This window comes from Alteromonas oceanisediminis, assembly GCF_018474025.1.
GTDB lineage: Bacteria > Pseudomonadota > Gammaproteobacteria > Enterobacterales > Alteromonadaceae > Alteromonas_E > Alteromonas_E oceanisediminis.
The window spans coordinates 455,939-479,508 of record NZ_JAHCTA010000003.1 but is presented as its reverse complement, the minus strand read 5'-3'; the positions used below and the strand labels follow the sequence as shown (position 1 = coordinate 479,508).

At 50.0% G+C, this 23,570-nt stretch carries 17 protein-coding genes; 6 read left to right on the top strand and 11 right to left on the bottom strand.

The annotated features are described in order from the left end of the window. The first annotated feature begins 250 nt into the window (after window positions 1-250). On the top strand, window positions 251-643 hold the full coding sequence (locus tag KIU71_RS07600; protein ID WP_214130584.1) for a DUF3718 domain-containing protein: 393 nt from the start codon (window positions 251-253) through the stop codon (window positions 641-643). A gap of 85 nt (window positions 644-728) precedes the next feature. Here KIU71_RS07600 and KIU71_RS07595 read toward each other — a convergent pair whose 3' ends face one another. Then, entirely contained in the window at window positions 729-1,109 is a 381-nt protein-coding gene (locus KIU71_RS07595; protein ID WP_214130583.1) for a DUF3224 domain-containing protein, read from the bottom strand. 361 nt (window positions 1,110-1,470) lie between these two features. On the opposite strand from KIU71_RS07595, the gene KIU71_RS07590 reads away from it, so the two are divergent. Further along, on the top strand, window positions 1,471-1,884 hold the full coding sequence (locus KIU71_RS07590; RefSeq protein ID WP_214130582.1) for a heavy metal-responsive transcriptional regulator: 414 nt from the start codon (window positions 1,471-1,473) through the stop codon (window positions 1,882-1,884). After that, window positions 1,881-2,948 carry an SO_0444 family Cu/Zn efflux transporter gene (locus tag KIU71_RS07585; protein WP_214130581.1) on the top strand — a complete coding sequence of 356 codons (1,068 nt, stop codon included), beginning with the start codon at window positions 1,881-1,883 and terminating at the stop codon, window positions 2,946-2,948. Before KIU71_RS07590 ends, KIU71_RS07585 begins: the two co-directional genes overlap by 4 nt. Before the next feature lie 103 nt (window positions 2,949-3,051). Here KIU71_RS07585 and KIU71_RS07580 read toward each other — a convergent pair whose 3' ends face one another. The 6 genes from KIU71_RS07580 to KIU71_RS07555 form a co-directional block, all read right to left on the bottom strand. Further along, window positions 3,052-5,037, bottom strand: a complete 1,986-nt coding sequence (locus KIU71_RS07580) for an alpha-amylase (protein WP_214130580.1) — start codon at window positions 5,035-5,037, stop codon at window positions 3,052-3,054. 200 nt (window positions 5,038-5,237) lie between these two features. After that, window positions 5,238-6,557 (bottom strand): PepSY-associated TM helix domain-containing protein, encoded by a 1,320-nt coding sequence (locus tag KIU71_RS07575; RefSeq protein ID WP_214130579.1) that lies wholly within the window; start codon window positions 6,555-6,557, stop codon window positions 5,238-5,240. Window positions 6,558-6,580: 23 nt separating this feature from the next. Further along, the gene (locus tag KIU71_RS07570; RefSeq protein WP_214130578.1) at window positions 6,581-8,617 is read right to left on the bottom strand and encodes a TonB-dependent receptor family protein; all 2,037 of its coding nucleotides are present in this window, start codon (window positions 8,615-8,617) and stop codon (window positions 6,581-6,583) included. An 80-nt stretch (window positions 8,618-8,697) separates the two neighbouring features. Beyond that, window positions 8,698-9,129 (bottom strand): hypothetical protein, encoded by a 432-nt coding sequence (locus tag KIU71_RS07565; protein ID WP_214130577.1) that lies wholly within the window; start codon window positions 9,127-9,129, stop codon window positions 8,698-8,700. A 184-nt stretch (window positions 9,130-9,313) separates the two neighbouring features. Beyond that, the gene (locus tag KIU71_RS07560) at window positions 9,314-10,678 is read right to left on the bottom strand and encodes a DUF1501 domain-containing protein (RefSeq protein WP_214130576.1); all 1,365 of its coding nucleotides are present in this window, start codon (window positions 10,676-10,678) and stop codon (window positions 9,314-9,316) included. Window positions 10,679-10,685: 7 nt separating this feature from the next. After that, window positions 10,686-12,440, bottom strand: a complete 1,755-nt coding sequence (locus KIU71_RS07555) for a DUF1800 domain-containing protein (RefSeq protein ID WP_214130575.1) — start codon at window positions 12,438-12,440, stop codon at window positions 10,686-10,688. Window positions 12,441-12,648: 208 nt separating this feature from the next. Between KIU71_RS07555 and KIU71_RS07550 the strand changes: the two genes are divergently transcribed. Continuing rightward, window positions 12,649-16,899, top strand: a complete 4,251-nt coding sequence (locus KIU71_RS07550; protein WP_214130574.1) for a DEAD/DEAH box helicase — start codon at window positions 12,649-12,651, stop codon at window positions 16,897-16,899. 474 nt (window positions 16,900-17,373) lie between these two features. After that, window positions 17,374-18,456, top strand: a complete 1,083-nt coding sequence (locus tag KIU71_RS07545) for a transporter substrate-binding domain-containing protein (RefSeq protein WP_250207333.1) — start codon at window positions 17,374-17,376, stop codon at window positions 18,454-18,456. 57 nt (window positions 18,457-18,513) lie between these two features. On the opposite strand, the gene KIU71_RS07540 is transcribed toward KIU71_RS07545, so the two are convergent. From KIU71_RS07540 to KIU71_RS07525, 4 genes are read right to left on the bottom strand one after another with little or no spacing between them, the layout of a single operon-like run. Beyond that, window positions 18,514-19,407, bottom strand: a complete 894-nt coding sequence (locus KIU71_RS07540) for a phytanoyl-CoA dioxygenase family protein (RefSeq protein WP_214130573.1) — start codon at window positions 19,405-19,407, stop codon at window positions 18,514-18,516. Continuing rightward, a complete protein-coding gene (locus KIU71_RS07535) occupies window positions 19,385-20,401 on the bottom strand; it encodes an alpha/beta hydrolase (protein ID WP_214130572.1) in 1,017 nt (338 codons plus the stop codon). The genes KIU71_RS07540 and KIU71_RS07535 overlap by 23 nt, the downstream gene beginning before the upstream one ends. Beyond that, window positions 20,398-21,867: a flavin-containing monooxygenase gene (locus tag KIU71_RS07530; RefSeq protein WP_214130571.1), complete on the bottom strand. Its 1,470-nt coding sequence runs from the start codon at window positions 21,865-21,867 to the stop codon at window positions 20,398-20,400. Before KIU71_RS07530 ends, KIU71_RS07535 begins: the two co-directional genes overlap by 4 nt. Further along, window positions 21,857-22,987: a cellulase family glycosylhydrolase gene (locus KIU71_RS07525; protein ID WP_214130570.1), complete on the bottom strand. Its 1,131-nt coding sequence runs from the start codon at window positions 22,985-22,987 to the stop codon at window positions 21,857-21,859. Before KIU71_RS07525 ends, KIU71_RS07530 begins: the two co-directional genes overlap by 11 nt. Before the next feature lie 123 nt (window positions 22,988-23,110). On the opposite strand from KIU71_RS07525, the gene galT reads away from it, so the two are divergent. Further along, window positions 23,111-23,570: galactose-1-phosphate uridylyltransferase (gene galT, locus KIU71_RS17815; protein ID WP_250207332.1), on the top strand; the 460-nt coding region annotated here is incomplete at its 3' end.

Here is a 23,570-nt window from a genome sequence, read left to right as displayed (position 1 = left end):
ACGCATGTCGATACGTTTTTTCAGCCGAAATTGAGTGTAAACACGATAATTTGAGCCCCTATCTAAAATAGATATGACCTTGTTGGCGCGGCAATTTACATGGCCTGCGGGGAAATGAGAGCCACCGGATAAAAGGGCAGCGTATGTTCAGCTATACCTATGTATGTGTCTGTTTATATTCTAACCAGATTTATTGATATTTAATGCGCTCGTTTTCACCACTTAATTAACGTAATTTATAGGAACTACCATGTTGAAAAATGTTGCTTCTATCACTCTTATCTCTGTTGCTTTGGGCTTTTCTGTAACGGCATCTGCTAGCGTTGAAGATGAGCTTCAAAACATTTGTACTATTGTTAAAGCGGACGACAAAGGCGAACTGCGCAAGAAGATGTCTTCTGTCGAAAAGAATTTTAGTTTGAAACTTCAGGACTACTACACCGGTATCACCTGTGGCGGAGAAAGTCTGATCCGCACAGCGTTTTTGAATAACGCGGTTGAGGCAGGCAGCTTGCTGGTTAAAAAGATGCCTAAAAGCCAGCTCAATGCACCGGAGCAAGACGGTAAAACCATCCGTGCGTGGGTGTCTGAAAATAATCTAATGTCTTCGCCGATTGCTGAAGTTCTTAACAGCCGTATCTAACTTGACCTGCTAGCGCGGCGAGCCATTCGCCTGTGTCAGCAAATTGAGACAGAACCCGCTACGTCAAAAGGCGTCGCGGGTTTTGTTATTTCAGTGCATAGTTAAGTGTATAAAAATGCTCACCTTCTGATATTGTGATTTCCATGCTACCGGCGATCGACGCCAGTGCTTCGGTGCCCGAATCGGGGACGATAGAGATACTCAGTGATTGAGTTTCCCCTTGCATCACGCCGTGATGTTGCAATACAAAACTACCTTGCTTGCCGTCTAATATACCTGTGACCAGCTCAATAGCGACATACCCAGCCGAACCACGCACAGCACTGCGGTGACTAAGCATTTGCCCCTTACCCGTAGCGACCAAATCGCCACTGTAGTTTTTGTTCAATGACATTCTTCCCGCGTCAAACACGCCATCATGGTGTGGCTCCATAGCAACAGTAAATTTTCCTTGTGCGACCTGCATCGTTTGTTCTCCTGAATTTAATGAATGAGCAATTGCATTATCAATCAGACTCCAGCCTGTGCCGGTCACCGATTAGATAAAATGAGAGATAAACACGCCCTAACCATGGTGCGCTCACTCCAACTGTGATGCATCAATGCAATAACTTTACCGTAAAATAACTGTATATAAAAACAGTTACTTTGTCATGCTCTCAGTTGAGTCATCGGCGTTTGTTAGGGAAAAGCCCAGTGTCATCCGTTTAGATCATCCGAGCCGGTAAAATCCACATGATTAACCTATTTATCCCAAGGCTATTGACATTAAACCTTGGTCTAAGGTTTATACTTAGTGTCAAATATCAATCAGATAAGCGGTGACTATGAAAATTGGTGAACTTGCGGAACGTTCAGGGTTGTCCACGCACACGTTACGTTATTACGGAAAATGTGGTTTGCTGCAACCCAGTGGGCGCAGTCAAAATAACTATCGGCATTATTCCGATGCCGATTTGTCATCGGCGCTTTTTATCAAGCGTTGTAAACAAAGTGGTTTTACTTTGGAAGAGACGGCAGCGCTACTGACTATCAAAGGTGCGAAAGATGAGCATGTGTGTGCAGAGGCGAAGGCAATCACGGCGCAGAAGATAGCAGACATTAGTCGGCAGATGGAGCAACTAGCGGCCATGAAAGCGACGCTGGAAGACCTTTCAGAACTGTGTTGCGGTGGCAGCGAAAGTGCTGAATTTTGCTCAATCATTGCCAAATTAGAACAGCAAGAGCAGGTGACCTCATGATGGTTTTTGAACAGTTTCTCAGTTTATTTATTGAGTCTGCGCCGTATCTGTTGCTGGGCATGTTCATCGCAGGCCTTATACACCAAGCGATACCGCGAACGTTGATTGAAAAAACGTTGGGTGAAGGTCGTTCGGTAACCACCGCGGCGTTGATTGGTGCACCACTGCCACTGTGTTCGTGTTCTGTGATCCCTGTCGCGATGGGGATCCGTCGAAGTGGTGCAAGTAAAGCCAGCACCGCAAGCTTTTTAGTATCGACGCCGGAAACGGGGGTGGATTCCATTGGCATTACCTACGCGCTGATGGGCCCTGTGATGGCGGTCGCGCGGCCGGTGGCCGCCATTTTCTCGGCCATTGTGACCGGAACCGCCATCAAGCTTTGGGGTTCTGAAACCCCTTCTGTGCATCAACCGCAAAATAGCTCCACGGGATGCTGTGCAGGTGCTACAGGCAAAATCAATACGTCTCGTGTGAAGGGTAATCCCAAACGGAACGTACTTGCATTGCTGAATGACAGCATGCGTTATGGCTTCGATAAACTGCTGGCCGATTTTGTGTGGTGGTTGTTGATTGGCCTTGTATTTGCCGCGCTGATCGTGACTTACGTGCCGAGTCACTGGATGGCGGATTACGGCTCAGGGCCATTGGCAATGGTGCTCATGGTGGCTATTTCCATTCCAATGTATATCTGTGCCACAGCGTCCACGCCCATCGCCGTAGGGCTAATACTGGCGGGTATTTCGCCAGGTGCTGCGTTGGTGTTTATGCTGACGGGTCCAGCCACTAATATTGCAACACTCATGGTGATTAAAAAAGAGTTAGGCGCAAAAGAGCTCGCGATCTATCTTATCGCCCTGATTGCAAGTGCGTTGGTGTCTGGTTGGTTATTTGATGCTGCGTTGTCAACATTTGAGCTTAATCTGGACCTACACCATGGCGAACACGCTGACATGGTGAATATCATCTACCAAACGAGTGCTGTGATATTGGCAGGATTGATTGGTTGGCAGGTGATTAAAACGCTGAAAAGCTATTTTGCGGGTTCAACAGCCCATGTCCATTAACGAGTGAATTGCTCACAGCGTTGTTGTTGAAGTGACTCGGTGGCTGATTTCAAGCGGGTTACACAGTCGCGCCCCTTTTCAGCCACCGGAGTCACACAGCGACTTAAAAGTCGCTTATCACCGCGGCATCCTGATTGAAGGTAAACCGATTCACTTTGCCACATTGCGCCAAATGATTCGTCGATGCGTACGGCGCTCCCGGTTGCTGAACGTCATTTTCCCAACCCTGACCATTTTTCACAAACGCTTTGAGCTCAAACCAGCCGTTGGCTGTTTGGCTACAATCCATATCTACATCCAGCATCCAGAAATGGTCACCCCACTGGTTTAAGGGCTCTTCACCATAACCGTCATTGGCGACTGAGCGATAGGCTCCCCATGCTGCCGGCCATGCATTGGTGGTCCAATCCAGTGCCGTTCCCTCGGCCTGTGTACTTTGTCCTGCCTGTACACCATACCAGTCAAGCTCACTGTCAGACGCTTTCCAAGGAGCTGTTGTGCTGTTACGAAGATTGTTGTGTCGAATGGGAATTGCACACTCCCGATTGGCATCCGTACAACTCTTGCCCAGCGCGCTGGCAGCATAGCTATGATCAATTCCACCGCGCACAAACATATCCTGACCGCTGGCTGTCTGCGCTTGCACAAATACAACGGTACGCTGCCAATCTTGTGTTGATGCGCCACTGATTTTTGCATTCTTGTGGATCGCAACGGCATCCCAAGGTGCAATGTTCAGTTGCGCTAGCCCACTCACGCTAACCGTTACTGTGTCACCGGAACAACTCAGTCCATCAGCGCTTAATTCGCCTTTTAGCACATTGCAGTATGTTCCTGCGCTGAGACCGGAGGCCAAATTCTGCGTCATCCAGCTTTGTTCCTTGTTGATGGCGACAAAGCCACTGCTCCCACGACTGAAGGCGATTTGATTGCCACCGTTGCTCCACCAGTTTTGGGTATAGAATGCATCACTGGTGTTATTGCGAAAATCCATGGCACCGGCAATGTAAGACCAGCGATGTTCACATTGCCATTGGCTGCCAAAGCAACTCGATGTGCCGTTGTTGTGCACCGGCACGCTTGGACCGCCAGCATCGGTATCACCATGAAAATCATAGCTCGACATTACTTTTGGATAGCCATATGGGTAGGCCAACATAAAAACATTGGCCAGGTCGTACAAGCGACCGTCTTCAAAGGTGATCACGTTACCTCCGCCGCCGTGGCCGCGCTGATTATCATGATTGTCGACAAAAACGACCGCCTGTGAACTGGGCATGAAGCCCCAGCCTTCGCCAAAATTACTCAACCAGGCTAATTGCCCATTGCGAAAGGTGTTGCCGATTTCGACGCTGTACTTGAACTCAGTCACCAAACCATTTCCTACGTATTCACTGGCGCTGACCGCTTCGCCGCCCTGATCAATGACTTCCTGAAATACCAACGGCGATCCATTCAATTGCGATACGATGGCACTGATGTCGTTAGATGGCATGTGTTTAGAGGCATCGAAGCGAAACCCTTTCACTCCGATTGAAATCAAGTCATTCAGAAACGCCGTTAGCGTATTGCGCACATAAGGCGCATCGGTATCCAAATCAGCAAGCCCGACCAACTCACAATGCTGTACCTGCCAGCGATTGCCGTAATCATTGATAGAACAGGAACTGTGAAAATCCTGCGGTGAATAAATCGGGTATTGCTTGTTCGCGAAAGTAGACCCAGCCGTTCCGGTGCCACTGCCCGCCGCCATGTGATTAATGACGGCGTCAACGTAAATATCGACGCCTGCCGCATCACAGCGCTGAACCATGTCGATAAACGCAGCACGGTCGCCACCGCGGCTCTCTAGCACATAACTAACCGGCTGATACCGCGCCCACCACTGCGGCACATCAATGTGTTCGTTCGGTGGAGAAACTTGCACCGCTGCATACCCCTTGGGGCCCAAAAAGGTTTCGCATTCGGTGGCAATATCAGGCCACGACCATTCAAATAAATGGACAAAGGTGGTTGGTGCAGCGGTCGTGAAATGTGACAGACTGGCCAGTAATGCGCCCGCCGTCAGTGAGGTGCGTAAGTGTTTCATAATGGTTCCCGTGAAAAGTTAGTTAAATCGCTCTCAAACCGATTATGCGAGTACAACGTCATAACTCCTTTCACTTAAACGCATGTGATTTGAATCAATCGGCGCAGCGTCACGCCGACTTTTACCTTAGGGAACACTCACACAATTACCACTGAATACGTATGTAACTAATATGTTAAAAATGTAAAATAGAGTAACATCTAACGTGGAATGTTGTGTTTACCAGATGGCGTAAACAGCGTCTTAAGTCGTCGCGTAGCGCTTGCCAGCATGATCACGACCAGACTGACGCCGAACAGTGGAAATAACAGCCCCAGCACACCAATCATTACGACCAATACTTTATCCACACGAAAGCGCGAAGGTACGCGAGGAATACCCCAACTATTCTGAGGTTTACGCTTAAGGTAAGACACCAGCCCCGCCACCGTCGACAGGGTGAAAGTCACAGCAACCAACAATAGGATGCTCCAATTTATTATGCCGTACTCGCCTTGGTGCAAACGCATAAACACCTGACGTAAATCCATCAATACACCCACGTCGTTCCAAGTCAGCGTTTTAACAATGTCGCCCGAGTACTGATCAAGGTAAATGACCTTTTGGTCGCGCAAGTAAAATGCTCGGTTACTGACTTTAAAGGCACTGGCGTTTGTTTTGGGGAGTTCAATACTGATGGTCCCGGGCAAAACTAACTCTTGCTGCGCTTTGCGAGCGATGGCGTTAAGGCTGAGTGGCGAAACTCGTGGATCTTGCGGTAACACTGACTCAATTCCCTTATCGCTGCGCCAATGTTGCGGATAGCCCGTATTGGTGTGGTGCTGCACCCATTTTAACTGGTCGCCAAACACATTTGTCCACGGTATACCGCCGGCAAGAATGATCAGTAAAAAAGCGGACATCCAGAAACCCATTACCGCGTGAAGATCACGCCAGAAAAGGCGTTTTCCCTGAGAAAATCGAATGGTAAAGAGACCTGCAAAACCATTGCCGCCAGATGGCCACCATACGTACAACCCGGTCAATATCAACACCAGAAACCAGCTTGCCACTAATTCGATAACCAGCGTGCCGGGTGTGCTGAGTAGCAATTCACCGTGCAATTTTCGCACGTCATACATCAGCGTTTGACGTTGATCCAATTGGCCAGCAACGTCTCCTGTGTAAGGGTCAACGTAAACGTTGGTGCTAGCGCGCCCTCGTCCCTGTACGGTAAACTCGGTATTGAGCGACTGCTCACTGGGCAAAGTAACGGCCACGATGGGCTTATCAACGGCGGCTTGAGCAGCTCTGAGCTGAGCATCCAGCGACAAAGTGGGTGCGGCGAGCTCAGAAGCACTGGCATGTATCCGTGGCTGATTGAAATAGGTCTCTTTGTATAGCGCATGGTTTACGTCATCCTTAAACAGGTAAATGCTGCCTGTCACCGCGAGGAGTGCCATAAAAGGTAATGAAATAAGACCTGCAATGACGTGCCATTTCCATAACCAGGCGTTGAGTAATGTGTTTTTCTTAAGCATGCATTAGCTCCTGCACTGACTGACTAAAAGGTAAAAGAAGCGCCCGCATACAGCGTGCGCCCGTCGATGGTTCTAAAGCTCATACTGCCGCGTCTGAAGGTTGCGCGATCTTCCAGCGTGTCGGTGAGGTTGAGGGCGTGAAACCAAACTCGCCAGTCATTCCACTGATAGTTAACGCGCAGGTTGATCCGTTCGCCGCGGGTGAAGCGTGAGGCTTCAGAGTTGGCGTCGTCAGCGAAATAGTCGCTGTAGTAATCGCCTTCCAGCTCGATCACCAATTCCTCTATAGGTAACCACGCAACGCGTATATTTAAGTGGTGGTCGGGGGAGCGACGCAGAATTTTGCCCGTTAAGTCATCAGCAGCACCGGGCGTGCTCTGTACAAATGAATCATACTCGTTGCGTGTGTAAGTGTGCGTGACACCAATGCGGTAGGGGGCGTTTTTTGGCGCAAATTCAAGCACACTTTCAATGCCCTTGATGGTCACTTCACCGGCATTTGTGGTGAGTTGGTACTCGATGATTTCACCGCTACTAAGCGCTTCAATAAATTCTTGTGTCACCAGGTAGTTATCAATATTGGTATGATATGCCGACGTATCAAATTGCCACGAGCCGATACTGCCGCGAATACCGGCTTCGAGATTCAGCGCCTCTTCTGGTGCTAATAGTATTGCTTCAGGCTGGATATCTAAAAGATCACGCAACTCAGCATCAATGAAAATGTCATCAACGCTAGGTGCATAAAACCCTTCAGAAGCGCTCGCCCACAACATCAAATTGGGCGACGCCGCATAGGTGAGCCCCAACTTAGGCGCAATGTCAGAATAATTTGCATCCAATGTGAAATCGCTGTGAGACTGCTGAATATCTTCATACCGCGCCCCTGCGGTAATTATGATTGTGTCAGTAAGCTCCTTCTGATATTGCAGATAAAGTGCATCAATCGTTAATTGGTTAGTGAAGGTGTCGAATGTTCCCTGTAAACCTAGATCATTTCGAGCATATTGCTTTACGTCCTGCTCCCCATCATAGCGTTCGTAGCCAGAAATCAGGTTTGATGTTGTGAAGTCATGCCGATATTGAATTTTTGCGCTGTACGCCAGATCGTTTTCATCCTGTGGCCCACGAAAACGAGAGGCGCCTACGGTGTCCTTCTCGCGACGCACGGCGTGAACGTCGAACTGCCCGTTCGGCATTAAATACTCCCACTGCCCAGATAATGTCGATTGAGTCAGGTCTGTGGAAGCGCTTAGCGAGCCCGCTTGAGTTGGGTCGTCGGCAAGCTCCTGCTCCGTTAAATCGCCTCGCTCGATGCGATTCTCGGAAAGATACTCAGCGCGCGTGGTGATTTCACTAACATCGCTGGATGAAAAAATAAGCTTTCCGCTGACTTGTTCACGGTCATTCTTTGCACCTTCTCGCAAGCCATCCAGTTCGCGCAGATTCGCATCAAAAAAATAACCGACTTTTTGCACGGTTCCACCCGTGCTGACACGCGCACGAAAGCGGTTAAAGTCACCGGCCTCTGCCGAGATCAAGGTTTCTGACGTAAGAGGTGCATCGCGAGAGACTACATTGATAACACCGCCAAACGCATTATTCGGATACAGTGCCGATGCCGGGCCTTTGATAATCTCAACGCGCTCTATATCGAACGTATTCGTGCGGTCGAGGCGTTGCGTGGCCCCTTCGTACGGGTTTTCCAGCGCGATGCCGTCCAGCATTGGAATGGTGTAACCTTTGCCCCCATTTGGGATACGCAGGTTTCTGACTTGTGTTTCGCCAGGGATGCGGTCAAGAAACTCATCAGGGTCAACAAAACGCAGACGTTCCAATTCCACGCGGCCCACAACATGAGAGTTGATGGGTAAGGTTTTTAAGTCAATTCCACCCAATGTCGCGCCTTGTGTATTGGCATCACCGAGCACGGTGATGGTTTCAATAGACGCGCTTGATGGCGTGCTTTGTTCAACAGAATCTTGCGCAAAAATCGCTGAAGAATAGGCGCTGCATAGCAGTATCGCTGCCGAGCGCCGGGCAGTGTGATTCAATCTCATAGAATGTACTTTCACTCAATAGGTTAACAGTGCGTCGTAAAACGAGCGGATGCTGTGTTTACGTTGTTGTGTCGTTTAATCTAACCAATGAAAGTTGTAGGTGGGGCACGAGACAGTGCAGACGCATATTGCGCATTTAAAAACAGCTGTTGAAGCTGTGACGTAGTTTTAACGGAATGCGGTGCAAGTTCAACACCACGGGGAAAAACACTAAACACATCTAAGGTCGGTTCAGTCGCTTCTGCGGAAGAACAATCCAGTGTTTGCCAGTGGTCAGGCGCTTCAGAGGGCGCTGCAACCTCGATGATTTGTCCGGTATCTAAAAAAGCCGACTCAGATATCCAGCGAACATCACTGCCGGTACAAATCAGCATGACATCAGCACTGTTGCTTGCCATACCTTGCGCCAAATGCAACTGCTGCGATGCCGTTAACGCCGAGGCAGCGCCATTCAAGGCCAGCGAAAGCGCTAACATGAGTGTGACAGTAAGTTTGACGATCGGTGCGTTCAAGTGCTTTGGTATCCATGCATATGACAAGACTGTCCGTAAGCGCTTGTCACTCTGCTTTTTATACTAAGGGCAGAACAAAGCAAAATGCAACCGACTTATAACACCTTTTTTACAATCATCTGCTCACGGGCGCGCTAACCTAATGGATGCCAGCGATGCAGTTTTGGGTTGATGGCAGCGGGTATCACGAAGACCTGAACAACTGAAGCGCCGTCGCATCAAAGCGATTCAAATTTGGCAAAACGGTCGTTAACTCACTGTCTGTTAGACCAAACCACGCGCCCAGTGCCGCCGCCAACTGCTCAATGGAGGTGGTTGGGATGATGCGCCCGTCATCCCAGTCATCCTGAGTATTAAGGCGTTGCTCAGGAAGATGGCCGATGATACGACCACCGCGCACAGCGCCACCTATAACCAACTGATGGCCAGCCCAACCGTGATCAGTGCCATCCCGGTTAGACGTCAGCGTGCGGCCAAAGTCAGACAATGTCACGGTAGTTACGTTGTCCGCTTTGTTCAGCGCATCTATGTCAGTATTAAACGCACTGAGCGCCTCCGCCAGCGTAGCCAGCAAGGCCGGGTGCTGCTCCGGTTGATTGTCATGCGTGTCCCACCCGCCAAGCCCAACAAAAAATACCTGGCGAGATTGCTGTAAGCTAGATTGCACGGCAATCATATCGGCAACCATACGCAGCTGGTTCGCCAGCGTGTTGTTTTCGGGGTAGTTGACAGTACGTGGCGGTGCAGCGGAAAGCGCTTGTTTGAGCACTTCGTTATTGTCTCGCGCCGTTGTGATACGTCGCGCATATTCCTGCGTGAGCGGGCTGTGATCGAGCGCCAGCAATTGCTGATGCGCCTGAATACGTTGCTGATCATTCGTATTGCTGGGGTTAAGGCGGGCAAAGTCTTGTGGCCCGTTCGGGTTAAGCACCAGGGGGAGCTGTAACACACCGCTATTAAGGATATCGCTGCTGCCAACACTGATATTGATTGGCAAGTTGGTTTGGGTGTCTTGCAGTAAATCGGCCATCAGCCCCAGCCACCCAATACCTAATTGTGTATTGATGCCCGCGGTCTGCCATAACGCTTGTTGCGAATTGTGGGAAAAGAGCTGCGGCGGTAGCTTGTTGGGATCGGCTTTTAATTGCTGTTTTGTTGCAGGCTCAACAAGCGGTCCAATATTGCTGACCACCGATAGCCTCTGAGTATTGAAAAGCTCTGCCAAAGGTGCCATCGCACGAGGCATACTATGTGCAGGCAAATCATTCAGGCTAAGATCGATGGGTATCAAACCTTCGCGCGGATAGGCAATCCCCTGGCGCGTTGTTTGATACGCTGCGTAAGCTTCAGATCCAGTCGGTATCAGCATGTTAAAACTATCGTTACCGCCGTACAAAAAGACACATACCAGTGCTTTGTGGTCGCTAAAGCGGGCTTGTGATGCCATTGCCTTGAATGCATTCAACTGCAAACCTAATGCGCTATAGCAGCCCATTGAAGCGGTCGCGAGGCATGCCCGCTGTAAAAACTGGCGTCGGGATGTCATCATTCGTCTCCTAGCGTTGAACTGCGAATCGTGGTGAGGTGAATATCAGCGTTAACCATTCAGTGATGCGCATCTCAAGAGATGCCTGATTGCGTATTTGGTTATCGTAATCGATTAATACCTGTTTGAATTCGGCTGTCATGTCGCCCTGCAATACCTGATGGTTCAGCACTGAAAGCGCTTCATCTTGAGACTGGGCGAGCACAGCAGCATGTTGCGAAAAGTCGATCCCAAGCCGATTGCGTAATGCTTGCGTGTCGTTGCTCAGTAGCACATACGCGACAAAGTTGCTGCTGAGCACCACATTGTTCGACGTCATCAACTGTAACTCGGGCGTTATCATGTCCAGCTCGGCCAGCGGCCCGTTGACGCGATGGTCGGGTAAAAAGAAGTTAAACACCGACGGCGCACTCAGAGGTGCCTGCGCGGTAAATTCCTGAATTCGCGTGAGTTCCCGAAACGCCAGATTGGTTGTTGATACGGATGTATCCGGCGGTAAAACAGCGCGTAATACCTGTGCGGCGCGCACTAAGGGTTGTTTGACCCGGCCATAACGATTTTGCGTGTAAGCTTCAGCATCGCGCGCTTCTGGGTCGGTCAACACCGCCGTGATCACCGCCAGCATGTCACCGCGTTCGCCTTCCTGATTGTGGTTAAAAGCGTCGGCCACGCGTTTAACATAGGCCGGGCTGGGGTTAGACGTTACAAAGTGAGCGATAAAATGCTTAGCGACAAAGGGCGCTACGTTGGGGTGATTGAATAGGCTGTCGAGTGCGTCGTTTAGAGCAACGCCCGGCGCCGTGCCCGCTGGCACCACTTGATTGTCGATCAAGCGTTTTTCGCCCGTGTCATGAAAGGCCTCGATGACTTCCATCGGGTTGATAAAGTCGACGCCAACAAAGAAGTTGTGCCAGGTTTCTTCACGCTTGCGCGCAAAGTGCCAGCCGGTAAAAATACGCGCGTAGTGCTCAATCACGTCTTGATTGTACGTGGGGATCCGTTTGCCAAGCGCGTCGCGCTTTTCGCGACCATCTTGTTCCAGTTCATACAGCCCTAATGAGAAAAGCTGCATGATTTCGCGGGCAAAGTTTTCATCAGGACGAATGTTCAATGCAGGCTGGGGTTTCTCGTTGCCCATCATGGAAAGGTAAAGCCCCATCGCTGGCGACAATGTTATTTCTTGCAGCGCATCTCTGAAATTACCGAACGCGTGGTTTAGGAGTACGTCATAGTAATACGCCAGCTCAACCTGAAAATTTTCAAGTTGACTGTGTTCTGAAATCACAAAGAACTGACTTAATGCCAATGCCATGCGCTGCCGAAGCTGATCGTCAGCTAGCAGTGTTGCTCGCCACCATGCGTCCATCCGGTGTGGTCGCGCAAAACCACCTGGTTGATCTTCCTGATCTGAGCGCAAATGAGCGGCTACGGGGTAATGGTGAGTTATGGGCAAATCAGCTTGCGCTTGTATCCACGCCTCCACACTATTGTCGCGCAGAAACGCAGCCACGCTATCAACCTGACCGAATTGAATACCAAAAGTCGCCTGTGTCAGGAGTCGTGAGGCATCAATGCGTTGTTGCTCAGTGAGTGGCTGTGGCGTTGGCGGAGAAGGAGGCACTGGTGCAGGCGCTGGCGCAATAGGCTGTGGCGTTGGCGTGGCGCTGTTATCACCGCCGCCACAACCGGCAAGAAACACTAACATCACCAGCCATATTGCTGCACCACTAAGCCGATATTGGCATGCTACGGGAATGGAACACATAAGAAATCACTCGCTTTTTATCAAACTTGATGAAGCGTAGCCGTGCCAGCGTCAAGCGCTGTCAGTGGAATGTAAAGTTATGTAAAGGTAGAAGTGAGCACTGACGAGAATTGTTCCGACTCGCTAATTAAGCTACACTTTTTTTCTCCTCATTTTCTCTTTGTTCGCGCGCATACTATGTAAGTGGGTATGTTTGCTATGGCCTTTTATGACGAATCCTTTTAAGCACTCAGTGGCGGCAGGCCTTTCAGCCACAACTGCTGAAGAGATCGACGCGCTTATTCAACAGTTTCAGACGCTCACTGAGCATGAGCAACAGCTGGTGATGCTTCTGGCGGTTATTTACAAGCCGATTGGGGCGACGAAATTAAGCACCGTGGTCGGTATTTTGTGCGATTGGGGAATGTTCATCGGGCGCAAAACGGATTACGTTCTCTCAACCGAGCGCAAGACAGCATTACATCGACAACAGATAATATATGCGGGCAAAGACGGATTACAAATCAATCCGCTGATTGCCAATGTCTTGGTCAGCCAACTCCCGCTGCGTGCGTTTCAGGATTTTCTGATGGCAGCCGAAGAGGTGGTGCCGGTGGTGCATAGCTTGCACTGGCAAACGAAGGCTGTCGATGAACGCCGCGTTATACGCGACCTTTACTTTCTAGGGGAGATGGACGAGGTAGAAAATCTGCTCGCCATTGATAAAGATCCCCAGATCATTCATCACACCAAAAACCGCGTATTGGTTGAGTTATTGTTTCTGCCCTTTGAATTAGAGACCTTTCTGGCGGTGCCTCACGCCGTCCAATATCAGGCATTCGCCACGTTACTGCGCGAGGTTCAGGCGAGTGGTCATTCATTCGACTATGCAGTGACACTACTTGAACAGGTGTGTGCAGCGCACCATGCGGCCAATGCCGTTTATATACCCTGCGTACAGTTGCTGGCAGAATTCACCTTTTACCAAGGCCGGTTTGAGCAGTTTGATCAACTCGTAGCGACACTCGATAGCAGCAGTTACAGTGTGCAGCTCAAAGCAATCGATTGTTTTGTGCGCGGAGATGTCGGTGAATCGTTAGCTCTATTTAGCGCAGCATTAACGGCCAAGAACAAAATCAAACGGCGTAAGCACCCTTATTTGTCGGGTATCGCAGGCTATTTCTATAAGCTGGCTTTAATGGTTAACGCAAATCGAACGGATGGTAGTGAGTATGCGCAAGTGCTTGCACAGGTGGATGCCGAAGAGCGTCAACGGCAACACGAAGATGAACTGTACCCACTCAGCCGACATTCGGTCGCTACGGTTCGCAGCCTGTCAGACGGATTGGAGTATAAGTTACCGATTGAACAGCATTGTGTGCCAGAAGACTATCAGTGTTGGGTTCATCATCTGGGCTATTATAATTACGCGTTGGCGCAGGTGTGGTGTAATCAACGTGTCGACCCATCATTAGCCAAGCGAATGCAGGCGTCTGCAACCGCGTTTGTACATATGGGCAGTGAGCTTTTTGCGCGTCTTTGCGATCAGCTAGTTACACAACTGCAAGGTACGGAGGCCGTCGACACAACACCGCTGAACGACATTAGCCAAATGATCAAGCCCAAAGCCAGATGGGAATTGGCGCTGGACAAATTAATCACTTTGGCGTCGAAGCCCGCCGCAGAGGAGCCTGCTGCGTCCGCTAAGCCGGTGCGTATCATCTGGGAATTAATCGAGGGGTTTGAACACCGGTTACAGGCGCGCGAGCAAAAACGCAGCCAGTCTGGCTGGAGCAAAGGGCGCGTTGTTTCGCTGAAACGGTTGAAAACAGAAACTGACGCATTTTCTTTTTTATCAGACCGAGATCGAGTGGTTTGTCAGGCCATTCAGGAACACGCTGGCTGGAACTATTACGGAAAGCTTGAATATTCGTTGTCGGGCATCAGCGCATTAACAGCCGCCGTTGGGTTAAACAACCTGTATGCGGAAAATGACTTTTCTGAACCACTGGAACTCGTGCAACGTGAACCGGAGCTTACCCTCAGTCAGGTTGGGGATGAGTTATGCTTAAGCATGGCTGATGTGCCAGAAACCAGCCAGCGCTTCGCCGCAGAAGGTGATTATCAACTCAAAAAAGTGGCTGATAGGCGCTTTCAGCTAACTGTTTTTAGCGCAGAGCATCTGCAGGTAGCGAGCATCGTCGGCGAAAGCGGGTTATTGGTGCCGATGCAAGCCAAACAGAAGGCGTTAGACAGCATTGCAGCGATTGCCCCATTTTTGAATATTCAATCGACGCTACCTGATTTAGACACAGGGCTGGCCACCTGCAAACCCGATCCGCACTTGGTGGTGAACATTCAGCCGGCGCAACAGGGGCTTGAATTTAGTTGTCATGTGATGCCATTTGGTGAGCATGGCCCGGCCTTGATACCCGGTCGTGGCAGTGCCAGCTTGACCGCTGATGTAGATGGGCAGCGTAAAGCGACTCAGCGCGATTTGGCGTATGAACAACAGTTGCTGGATCAGCTCGATGACGCTTGCCCGGCGTTTCTCGCAATGCCCGGCCATGTGCTTAGCCTAGAAGATACCCAAGATGCTTTAAACGCGCTGGAGCAATTGACACAGGCCAAAGCCAATATGAAATTGCCATTACTGCTGCGCTGGCCGAAAGGCAAGAAAATCTCGCTGACCAAAAAGCTTGAAGCACAGCATTTGCAATTGGCGCTGGGTAAACAAAGTGAATGGTTTGATATTACCGGCGATCTGTCGATAAACGATACCGAGGTGATTGAGTTGCGCAAGCTGCTTGCGCTCGTCAGCACCAGCCATGGCCGTTACGTCGCGCTAGATAATCATCAGGTGTTGAGTTTATCAGACGATTTGCGCAATAAGCTCGAGCAACTCAATCGCATCACCGATGAAGGCAAATTCCACCCCCTCGCCAGTGCGCATATTGAGCAGGCCACTACAGGCATGCGTATGAAAACGCTGCACGCGTGGGATCGGCAAACCGAAAAGATGCACCAAGCCAATGCTATCGAGCCGAAGCTGCCTTCAACATTCCAAGCATCGCTACGCGATTATCAAGTGATCGGGTTTGATTGGGCAATGCGACTTGCGCATTGGGGGGCGGGAGCCTGTCTTGCCGACGATATGGGATTGGGCAAGACGTTGCAAGCTCTTGCGGTGCTATTGGCGCGCGCTGATAAAGGCCCAAGTTTAGTGATTGCACCGACTTCAGTGTGCTTTAATTGGCAACAAGAGGCGCTCAAATTCACGCCCACCCTTAACCTGCATCGATTCTCAGATGCGCAAACAACGTCCGCACGTCAGGCGCTGTTATCCACGGTAGGGCCATTTGACTGTGTGGTGATCAGCTATGGCTTGCTGCAGCGCGAAATTGACTTGCTGAAAACGGTCGCGTGGCGAACGGTTGTTGCTGATGAAGCTCAGGCGCTAAAAAATCCGCTTGCGAAGCGCACTAAAGCGGCGTACGCACTCAACGGTGAATTTAAAATGATAACCACTGGCACGCCCGTTGAAAACAACTTAACGGAATTATGGAGCCTATTCCGCTTTATCACGCCAGGGTTGCTGGGGAATTTGAAACGCTTTACACAGCGTTTTGCGGTGCCCATTGAAAATAGCAAAGACGATAAGCTGGCCGCACGCAAAGCCAGTCAGCAACTGAAAACACTGATCCAGCCGTTTATATTGCGGCGCATGAAGAGCCAGGTACTTACCGAATTACCGCCGCGCACTGAGATAACCGTACCGGTTGAGCTTAGCTCCGCTGAGCGCACTTTCTACGAGGCCTTGCGCCTCAACGCTATCGATAATATTACGCAGAGCGGGCAACACGCGGGTGCTGGTGAGCAACGCATCAAAATGCTAGCCGAACTGATCAAATTACGTCAGGCCTGTTGTCATCCGCAACTGGTGATGGCCGAAAGTCGTTTAGCCAGTGCAAAACTCAACGCGCTTGACGAGCTGCTGAATGAGCTAAAACAGAACAACCACAAAGCGTTAATCTTTAGCCAGTTTGTGGGCCATCTCAAACTCATCGCCCAGCATATTGAATCAAAAGGGCTGGATTATCAGTATCTCGACGGCTCAACCACTCAGGCACAACGAGAGCAACGCGTCACGGCGTTTCAGCGAGGTGAGGGGGATGTGTTTTTGATCAGCCTGAAAGCGGGTGGCTCAGGCCTGAATCTTACCGCAGCAGACTACGTTATCCACATGGATCCATGGTGGAATCCTGCCGTGGAAGAGCAAGCATCAGACCGTGCCCACCGTATTGGTCAGATGCGTCCGGTCACCATTTATCGGTTGATTGCGCAGAATACCATTGAGGAAAAAATTGTTGCGCTGCACCAGCATAAACGCGACATCGCCGACAGTTTATTATCAGGCAATGATGTCGCCAGTGCGCTGTCGGTAGAGGATATGTTAAACCTGCTGAAAGAGACGTTTTAACGGCCCAGTTGTAAGGAGTTATAGCTCAGCTGCTCACTTCATAGTTAAAGCTTTCGACTCGAATTGACAGTCTGAATGAGACAAAGAGCGAACACAATGCGCTTTGCCACGATGACGATTCTCCGTAGTAAATGATGTCGTATCTGAGTTGTCTACTTCTGCTTTACGTACAAAACAGCCAAACGGCTATCACTGACCGGTATCAAAAGACAAAGAGCCGACACATTGAACTTTGTTCCGAAGGTGCAACGTGCGCAGTTCTGTGTCGGTAACGTCCGGTCTGCCTACCAACGGTCTGACAGGTTTGGTTTTGCTCCGCATTCGAAAATTTCAGAGCAAGTTAGATTTAAACCAGTCCATCACTAATCCAGCTAAACCCGGGCAAAGGTGGTCAATAGCACCTTCACATTGCTACACTCACTGTTACATCGCTGAGATTATCGGCGTTTATCGTTGCTTGTAGAGAAAGGGATTATGATGAAATTAGCTCAAATGACATTTCTACTCACCGCACTGCTGTTGTTGTTTCCGGCTCATGCGCAACAGCCTGAGAGTCAACCCATGGTGATAGGCACTAAGGTAGCGCCCCCATTCGTAATGAAGAATGACACCGGTGAATTAGAAGGTATTTCGATTGATTTGTGGGCCGAAATGGCAGAGAACCTGGGTATCGATTACCGGTTTGAAGAAGCCGAGCTCACTGATTTGGTGGACGGGTTACAGGATGGTCGATACGACGCCTCGATTGCGGCTATTACCGTAACTTCCAGCCGAGAGGCTGTGATTGATTTCACGCACCCGTATTACACTACCGGTCTTGCAATCGCTACGACCAAAAGTGAACGCGGCTGGGGCAGTGCGTTGGCACGCTTCTTTTCTTGGGAATTCTTTGCAGCCTTATCAGGACTATGTTTAGTGCTGCTGGCAGTTGGGTTTGTGCTCTGGTTGTTCGAGCGCAAGAAAAATCATGAACAGTTTGGTGGCTCGCCTGCTCAAGGGCTTGGCGCGAGCTTTTGGTGGGCCGCTGTGACCATGACAACAGTGGGGTACGGTGACAAAGCGCCCACAACCCTCGGCGGTCGTATCGTTGGTCTTGTGTGGATGTTCGCTGCTATCATCATTATCAGCGGGTTCACCGCCGCTATTGCGACCAGTTTGACGGTGAGTCAATTGAGTTCGTCAATTCAAGGTACTGATGACCTTTATGGCGCAAAAGTTGTCACTCTGGAGAATTCGGCGAGTGCTAAGTTTTTAAGTGCGATCAAAGTTAAACATCAATCCACTACGGATTTATCCGAAGCATTAACGCGCCTTCAAGATCAGGAGATCGATGCTGTGGTATACGACAAACCGATCTTGCGTTATCTGGTGAATCAGCAATTTGGTGACGATATCTTGATTTTGCCCGGTGAAATTGAGCGCCAGGATTACGCCATTGGTTTATCGACCAACCATCCTTTGCGCGGCGCTTTAAATGAAGAACTGTTAAAAGTCATTGAAAGCGATACATGGGAAGAAATTGTCCGGCGCTATTTAGGTGAAGAGAATCAGCCGTAGTTAAAAATGCCGGCAGGGACATTGAACTGCCGGCGAAATGTGGAGGGTAGGTTAAGCTTAGGCAGGCACACCATCGAACGTTCCTCGCTTATCGCGCATCAGGTGAGGATCTTCTCCCTCAGGGCGAGGCCGGTTTGGCCAGTAGTCACTGACATTGCCAGCAACATGCACACTGCCTGCTCGCCAGTCTTCCCAGCCCTCGGCCATGGTGGCATCTGCGCTGGCGTAGCGCAGCGTTAAACCCGCTCGGCGTCGCGTTGATAGGTTGGGTTGAGAGCCGTGCAGCAGTAAATCGGAATGCACTGAAAATTGCCCGGCTTTCAGTTCGTTCACAAAGCTATCGTTATACCGCTCACGGTTTGCAACACGACGCCCCAGCACACGAGTGCCATCCAGTTCCAGCTCGTCAAACGGTAATGGCCCGAGTAAGTGACTCCCCGGTACAAAGTGCATAGTACCGTTGTCATCGTCGGCATCATCAATCGCTAGCCACACGGTTAATGTTTTTGCTGCGTTAAACGGCCAATACACGGCATCCTGATGCAGTGGCACTTCCATGGGGTCACCCGGTAATTTACAGAACATATGCGTGCTCCAGCATACTATGTCCGGCCCCAACAAGGCCTTCACGGCCGCAACAATTTCCGGTGTGTGGATAATGTCATACAGTCGCTGGCAAGATAAGTGATACCCGTTAATCGAGTACCCATTGCGTTTGTCGTTAGCACCAACAACCTGTTCAATGAGATCATCAAAATAACGGCGTAACTCGTCAGCTTGTGAAGTCTCAAAAACAGACAGTGGGGAGAGGTACCCATCAGTATTAAATTGATGTATTTGAGCTCTGGTCAGCGATTTTTGATGAGCTGCCTGTGGATCAAACTCAACCGGTGAAAAGGCGAGCTTGCGATTGGGGTCATCAAAGTGTCTATGTTGATACGGGGTTTTCATCACAGTCTCCTATCGTTAATGGATTGTCTGCATTAAGAAGCATCTGCGCCAGTGTTGCCGCGAGGTCGTTTCTGAATTGCTGCGCCAATGGCGATTCAAGGGCTCGGTCGAATCCATGAAAAGCCTTGGCGTAGCCAGTGAATCGTTGCTGAACATTGGCTTGCTCAAGCCGCAGCGAATATTCGCGATTCTCGGTATAAAAAAGATCGTCTTCACCCACTGCAATCCACGCGGGTGCAACCTTGGTTAATGACACATGTTCACCGGGTATCACCGTTTCAGCGAATATTGTGTCCCCCAGATAGGCGTGCCAGGCACATTGATTGTTGTCTGGTGTCCAAACCGCGTAGGCGGTATTTCTATCGTTCTTATTGGAAGACGCTGTTGGGTCAAGCATGGGATATATCAGCAGTTGCCCGGCTAAATCAATATTGTGATCGCGAGCCTTGATAGCGAGTGTGGCGGCAAGACCGCCACCAGCACTTTCGCCACCGATAACAAGTTTGTTTTCTGTCACGCCTTGCGTGTGTAAACACCAAGAGAGCGCGGTAAACGCGTCGTCCAGTGCGGCCGGATAGGGATGCTCGGGAGCGAGTCGATAATCAACGGATATAATCCGAATAGCCAGACCGTATTGATGATACAGCTGCTGCACAAGCCACAAGTTTTGCTCCTCAGCATCTTCCGGCTGACCGATAATGTAACCACCGCCATGAAAATGAAGAAACACATGTTCAATCGGTTCTTCACACCCCTGCGGCCGATACTCGACCAGCCTCAACGTATGCTGTTGCGTCGATGGGATTTGATGCTCCAGTCGTAACGCTTGATATCGCGTGGCGCTCGGTGTAAAAGCGGCCTTAAAGGCATTGTGACGTATGCGCGGCAGGGTTTCAGCCCGTAAATCAAACTGCGGGAAATCGGCCGCAAATTGATCAAGGTGAGCGTCTGCAAAACGGGGAAATTGACCGTCGTTCATTCGCGGAGAGGTCATGCGATTACCTGAAAGTCATCACGCTCAACGGTACTCAACAGGCTGGCAAAATCGCGTGTATGACTGGCCCAATTTTGGGTTATCGTGCCATCAGCGGTTTTGTACCAAGAACTGCATGCATTATCGGCCCAGACCGTTTTAGACAGTTTTGCCTGTAAGGATTGGTTAAATGCCGATTGGGCGCTTTCTGTCGGCATAACCGCGTTTTCGTGATCACCAGAAAACGAGTCGATGACGCGCAGCATGAAGTTGATCTGTTGCTCGAGCATAAAGGTGATCGAACTGTGGCCAACGTTTGTGTTTGGCCCGTACAGTACAAACATATTCGGGAAACCTGACACCATAGTGCCATTGTATGCCTGTGCTTTGTTCAGCCATTGTGCGTGCAGTGATCCATTCAGCCCAATGACATCGACAGACCACTTCCAACCTGTGGTTTCGAACCCGGTGGCATACACGATAATATCCAGTGCGTGTTCGGTATCGGTTTTGATGCCGCGAGGTGTGATGCGATCGATGGCTTTATCCTCAAGCGAGACGTTTTCTCGCATCAACGTAGGGTAGTAGTCATCGCTACACAGAATACGCTTACAGCCAATCGGATAATCCGGTGTCAGTTTGGCGCGCAATGCTGGGTCAGGCACTTGAGCATGTAAGTGGGCCAATGCATCTTCAGTAAAGGTGGTTCGCCCTAATTCAGTAAATTCGAATGCTTGCCAAAGATAATAATCAGATTCTTCGTACAGCATTGTCCTGTAATGCGCGGCCAGTTTATTTGCTTGTTCAGGATTGGTTGCCTTAAGCCGCCGCTCATTCTCTGAAATGGCTCTGTCACCACGGCCGCGAATCCAATTGGCTGAACGCTGAAAGACAGTTAAGTGTTTGGCGACTTTGGCGAGTTCAGGTGCAACTTGTACCGCACTTGCCCCTGTGCCAATCAAGCCAACCCGTTTGTCGGTAAAGTCAACTGAGTGATCCCAGGCAGCAGAATGGACGTGTTGCCCCGTAAAGTCAGCGCGACCTGGAATATCTGGAAAAGCGGGGCGATTCAGTTGGCCAAGCGCGCAAATCAAGTAATCTGCTTGCAGCGTAAGCCCGTTATCGCACTCTACTTGCCACTGATGAGACTGAGAGCACCATTTCGCGTGTTTCGCTTCAGTATTCAGTGTCAGGTTGTCATGCAGTTGAAAGGTGTCTACCAGTTCTTTTGCGTAGGCCAGCAATTCACTCGCCTGTGGATAAAGGCGTGTCCAGTTGAGCGACTGCGCAAATGAAAACTGGTAGAGAGCCACTTGCACATCACATGCGCAACCCGGATAGGTGTTCTGATACCAAGTGCCGCCGACGCTGGGGTTTCGCTCAACAATATGAACACTGATACCCGCTTTTTTTAACTGGATTGCCGCCGCCAGACCACCCAATCCAGCCCCTAAAATAATGGCTTTCTTTGCGTGCTTATCCGGCATTGCGCACCTCTTTATCTTTGCCGTCCACATGCTTAATTCTTGGAGAAAGGGACTTAAGAAGATCCACTTCATCGGTTCGATAAGGTGTTCCGTCGGCGTTTAGAATGTCATGGAACCAGACAGCGGGTGATGCAGTGCTGGGAGGATCTGTCCATGCGAACTTTGTCTGCGTTTTACCGTCGACAAGCCCCCAGTTAAAACACCCTATATGGCGGGATTTGAACACGGTTGCGTGTGAGTCAAATGTGCAACCTTCCCGACGATTAAGGTATTCTGTGCACAATATCGGTCGCCCGTGTTTCTCAAGCTCGTCAATTAACACGATCAATTCATCTTGCGATTTATAGTGATGAAAACTAATGACATCGCTCAATGCGATGAGATAACTGTTTAGCGTTGGGCGCGGTTCATAAATTGCCGCTGTGATCGGCTGCGTAACTTCTTCTTCCCTTAACCACTGGCACGTAAATGTCAGCAAATCGATTCCGGCCTGATATTCAACTTCCTGCGCTTTAAGCAACTGCTCTTGCTGGGCTTTTCGCTTTTCGGGGTTCAAGTGCAGCGTACCCATCACGATATTGTTGACTTCGTTGTAGGGATCCCAAGCGAGGATGCGCGGATCGTCCTGGAATCGTCGGGCTAACGACCTGACATAACGTTCAAGCGAAGACCATGACGTGCGATTTAACAGCTTTGCCCGGCCAGGAGAACGTGCCCATCCGGAGTTGTGTACGCCCGGTCTGGGCTGGGGCTGGTCTCCTTCAACCGGTTCAAACCAACAGTCATCAAAGATGACCAGCAATACCTTCATGCCTAAACTGTCGGCGATGCTTAGAAACCGATCAATACGGTCGAGAAACGGCAGCCTTTCAGGACTGAGCATCGGATTAGCCTGCACTTCTTCTGACCACACCTGATCATGTAAATACACCCGCAGACAATTCATGCCCAGATTTGCAGCCCAGGTTAATTCTTTGATAATGGTTTGCTCATCAAAACTGTCAGCCCGCCACATCTCGATTTGATTGATCGCTGTGGCCGGGATGTAGTTACAGCCAATTAAAAACGTCTGTTGTCGGTACCAGTCTTGTGCCGCTTCGCAGGACCAAAGTGATTGCATTCATGACCCCTTTAAATTACATTAAGTGATAGATGTATCATTTTAAACTACCATCGATTAACAATATGTTAAAGAAATCTTTTTCAAGGCGAGTCGAAATGGGTGTATTTTTTGGAAAGTGGCATGGCTAGCGCTTGTCATCCATCGTTGAAACCGCACCGACGCAGAAACCCACTCACAGGAGAGTGGGTGCTAGTGTCACCTCACCGTACAAAGCGGCCGTGGCAAGGTCAGGCTGAGGGGGCAAGTAGTGCGACTCAGCGCTACGACAAAGACTGCTACTTGTGTCCCGGTAATCGGCGGGCGAACGGTGCAGATAATCCTGATTACTCATCCGTGTATGTGTTCGACAATGATTTCTCTGCGTTACACAGTGAGACAGATCCGAATGATTCGTCGCAAGAAGCAACACTTGACCCCTTATTTACTCAGGAATCAGAAAACGGCTGCTGTCGGGTTATTTGCTATTCACCCGATCATGCCAAAAGTTTAGCCAGATTAAGCGATGATGAGCGTGTCCACGTGGTTAAATGCTGGCAGACGCAAATGGGTGAACTGTCTGAAAGCTATACCTGGGTTCAAA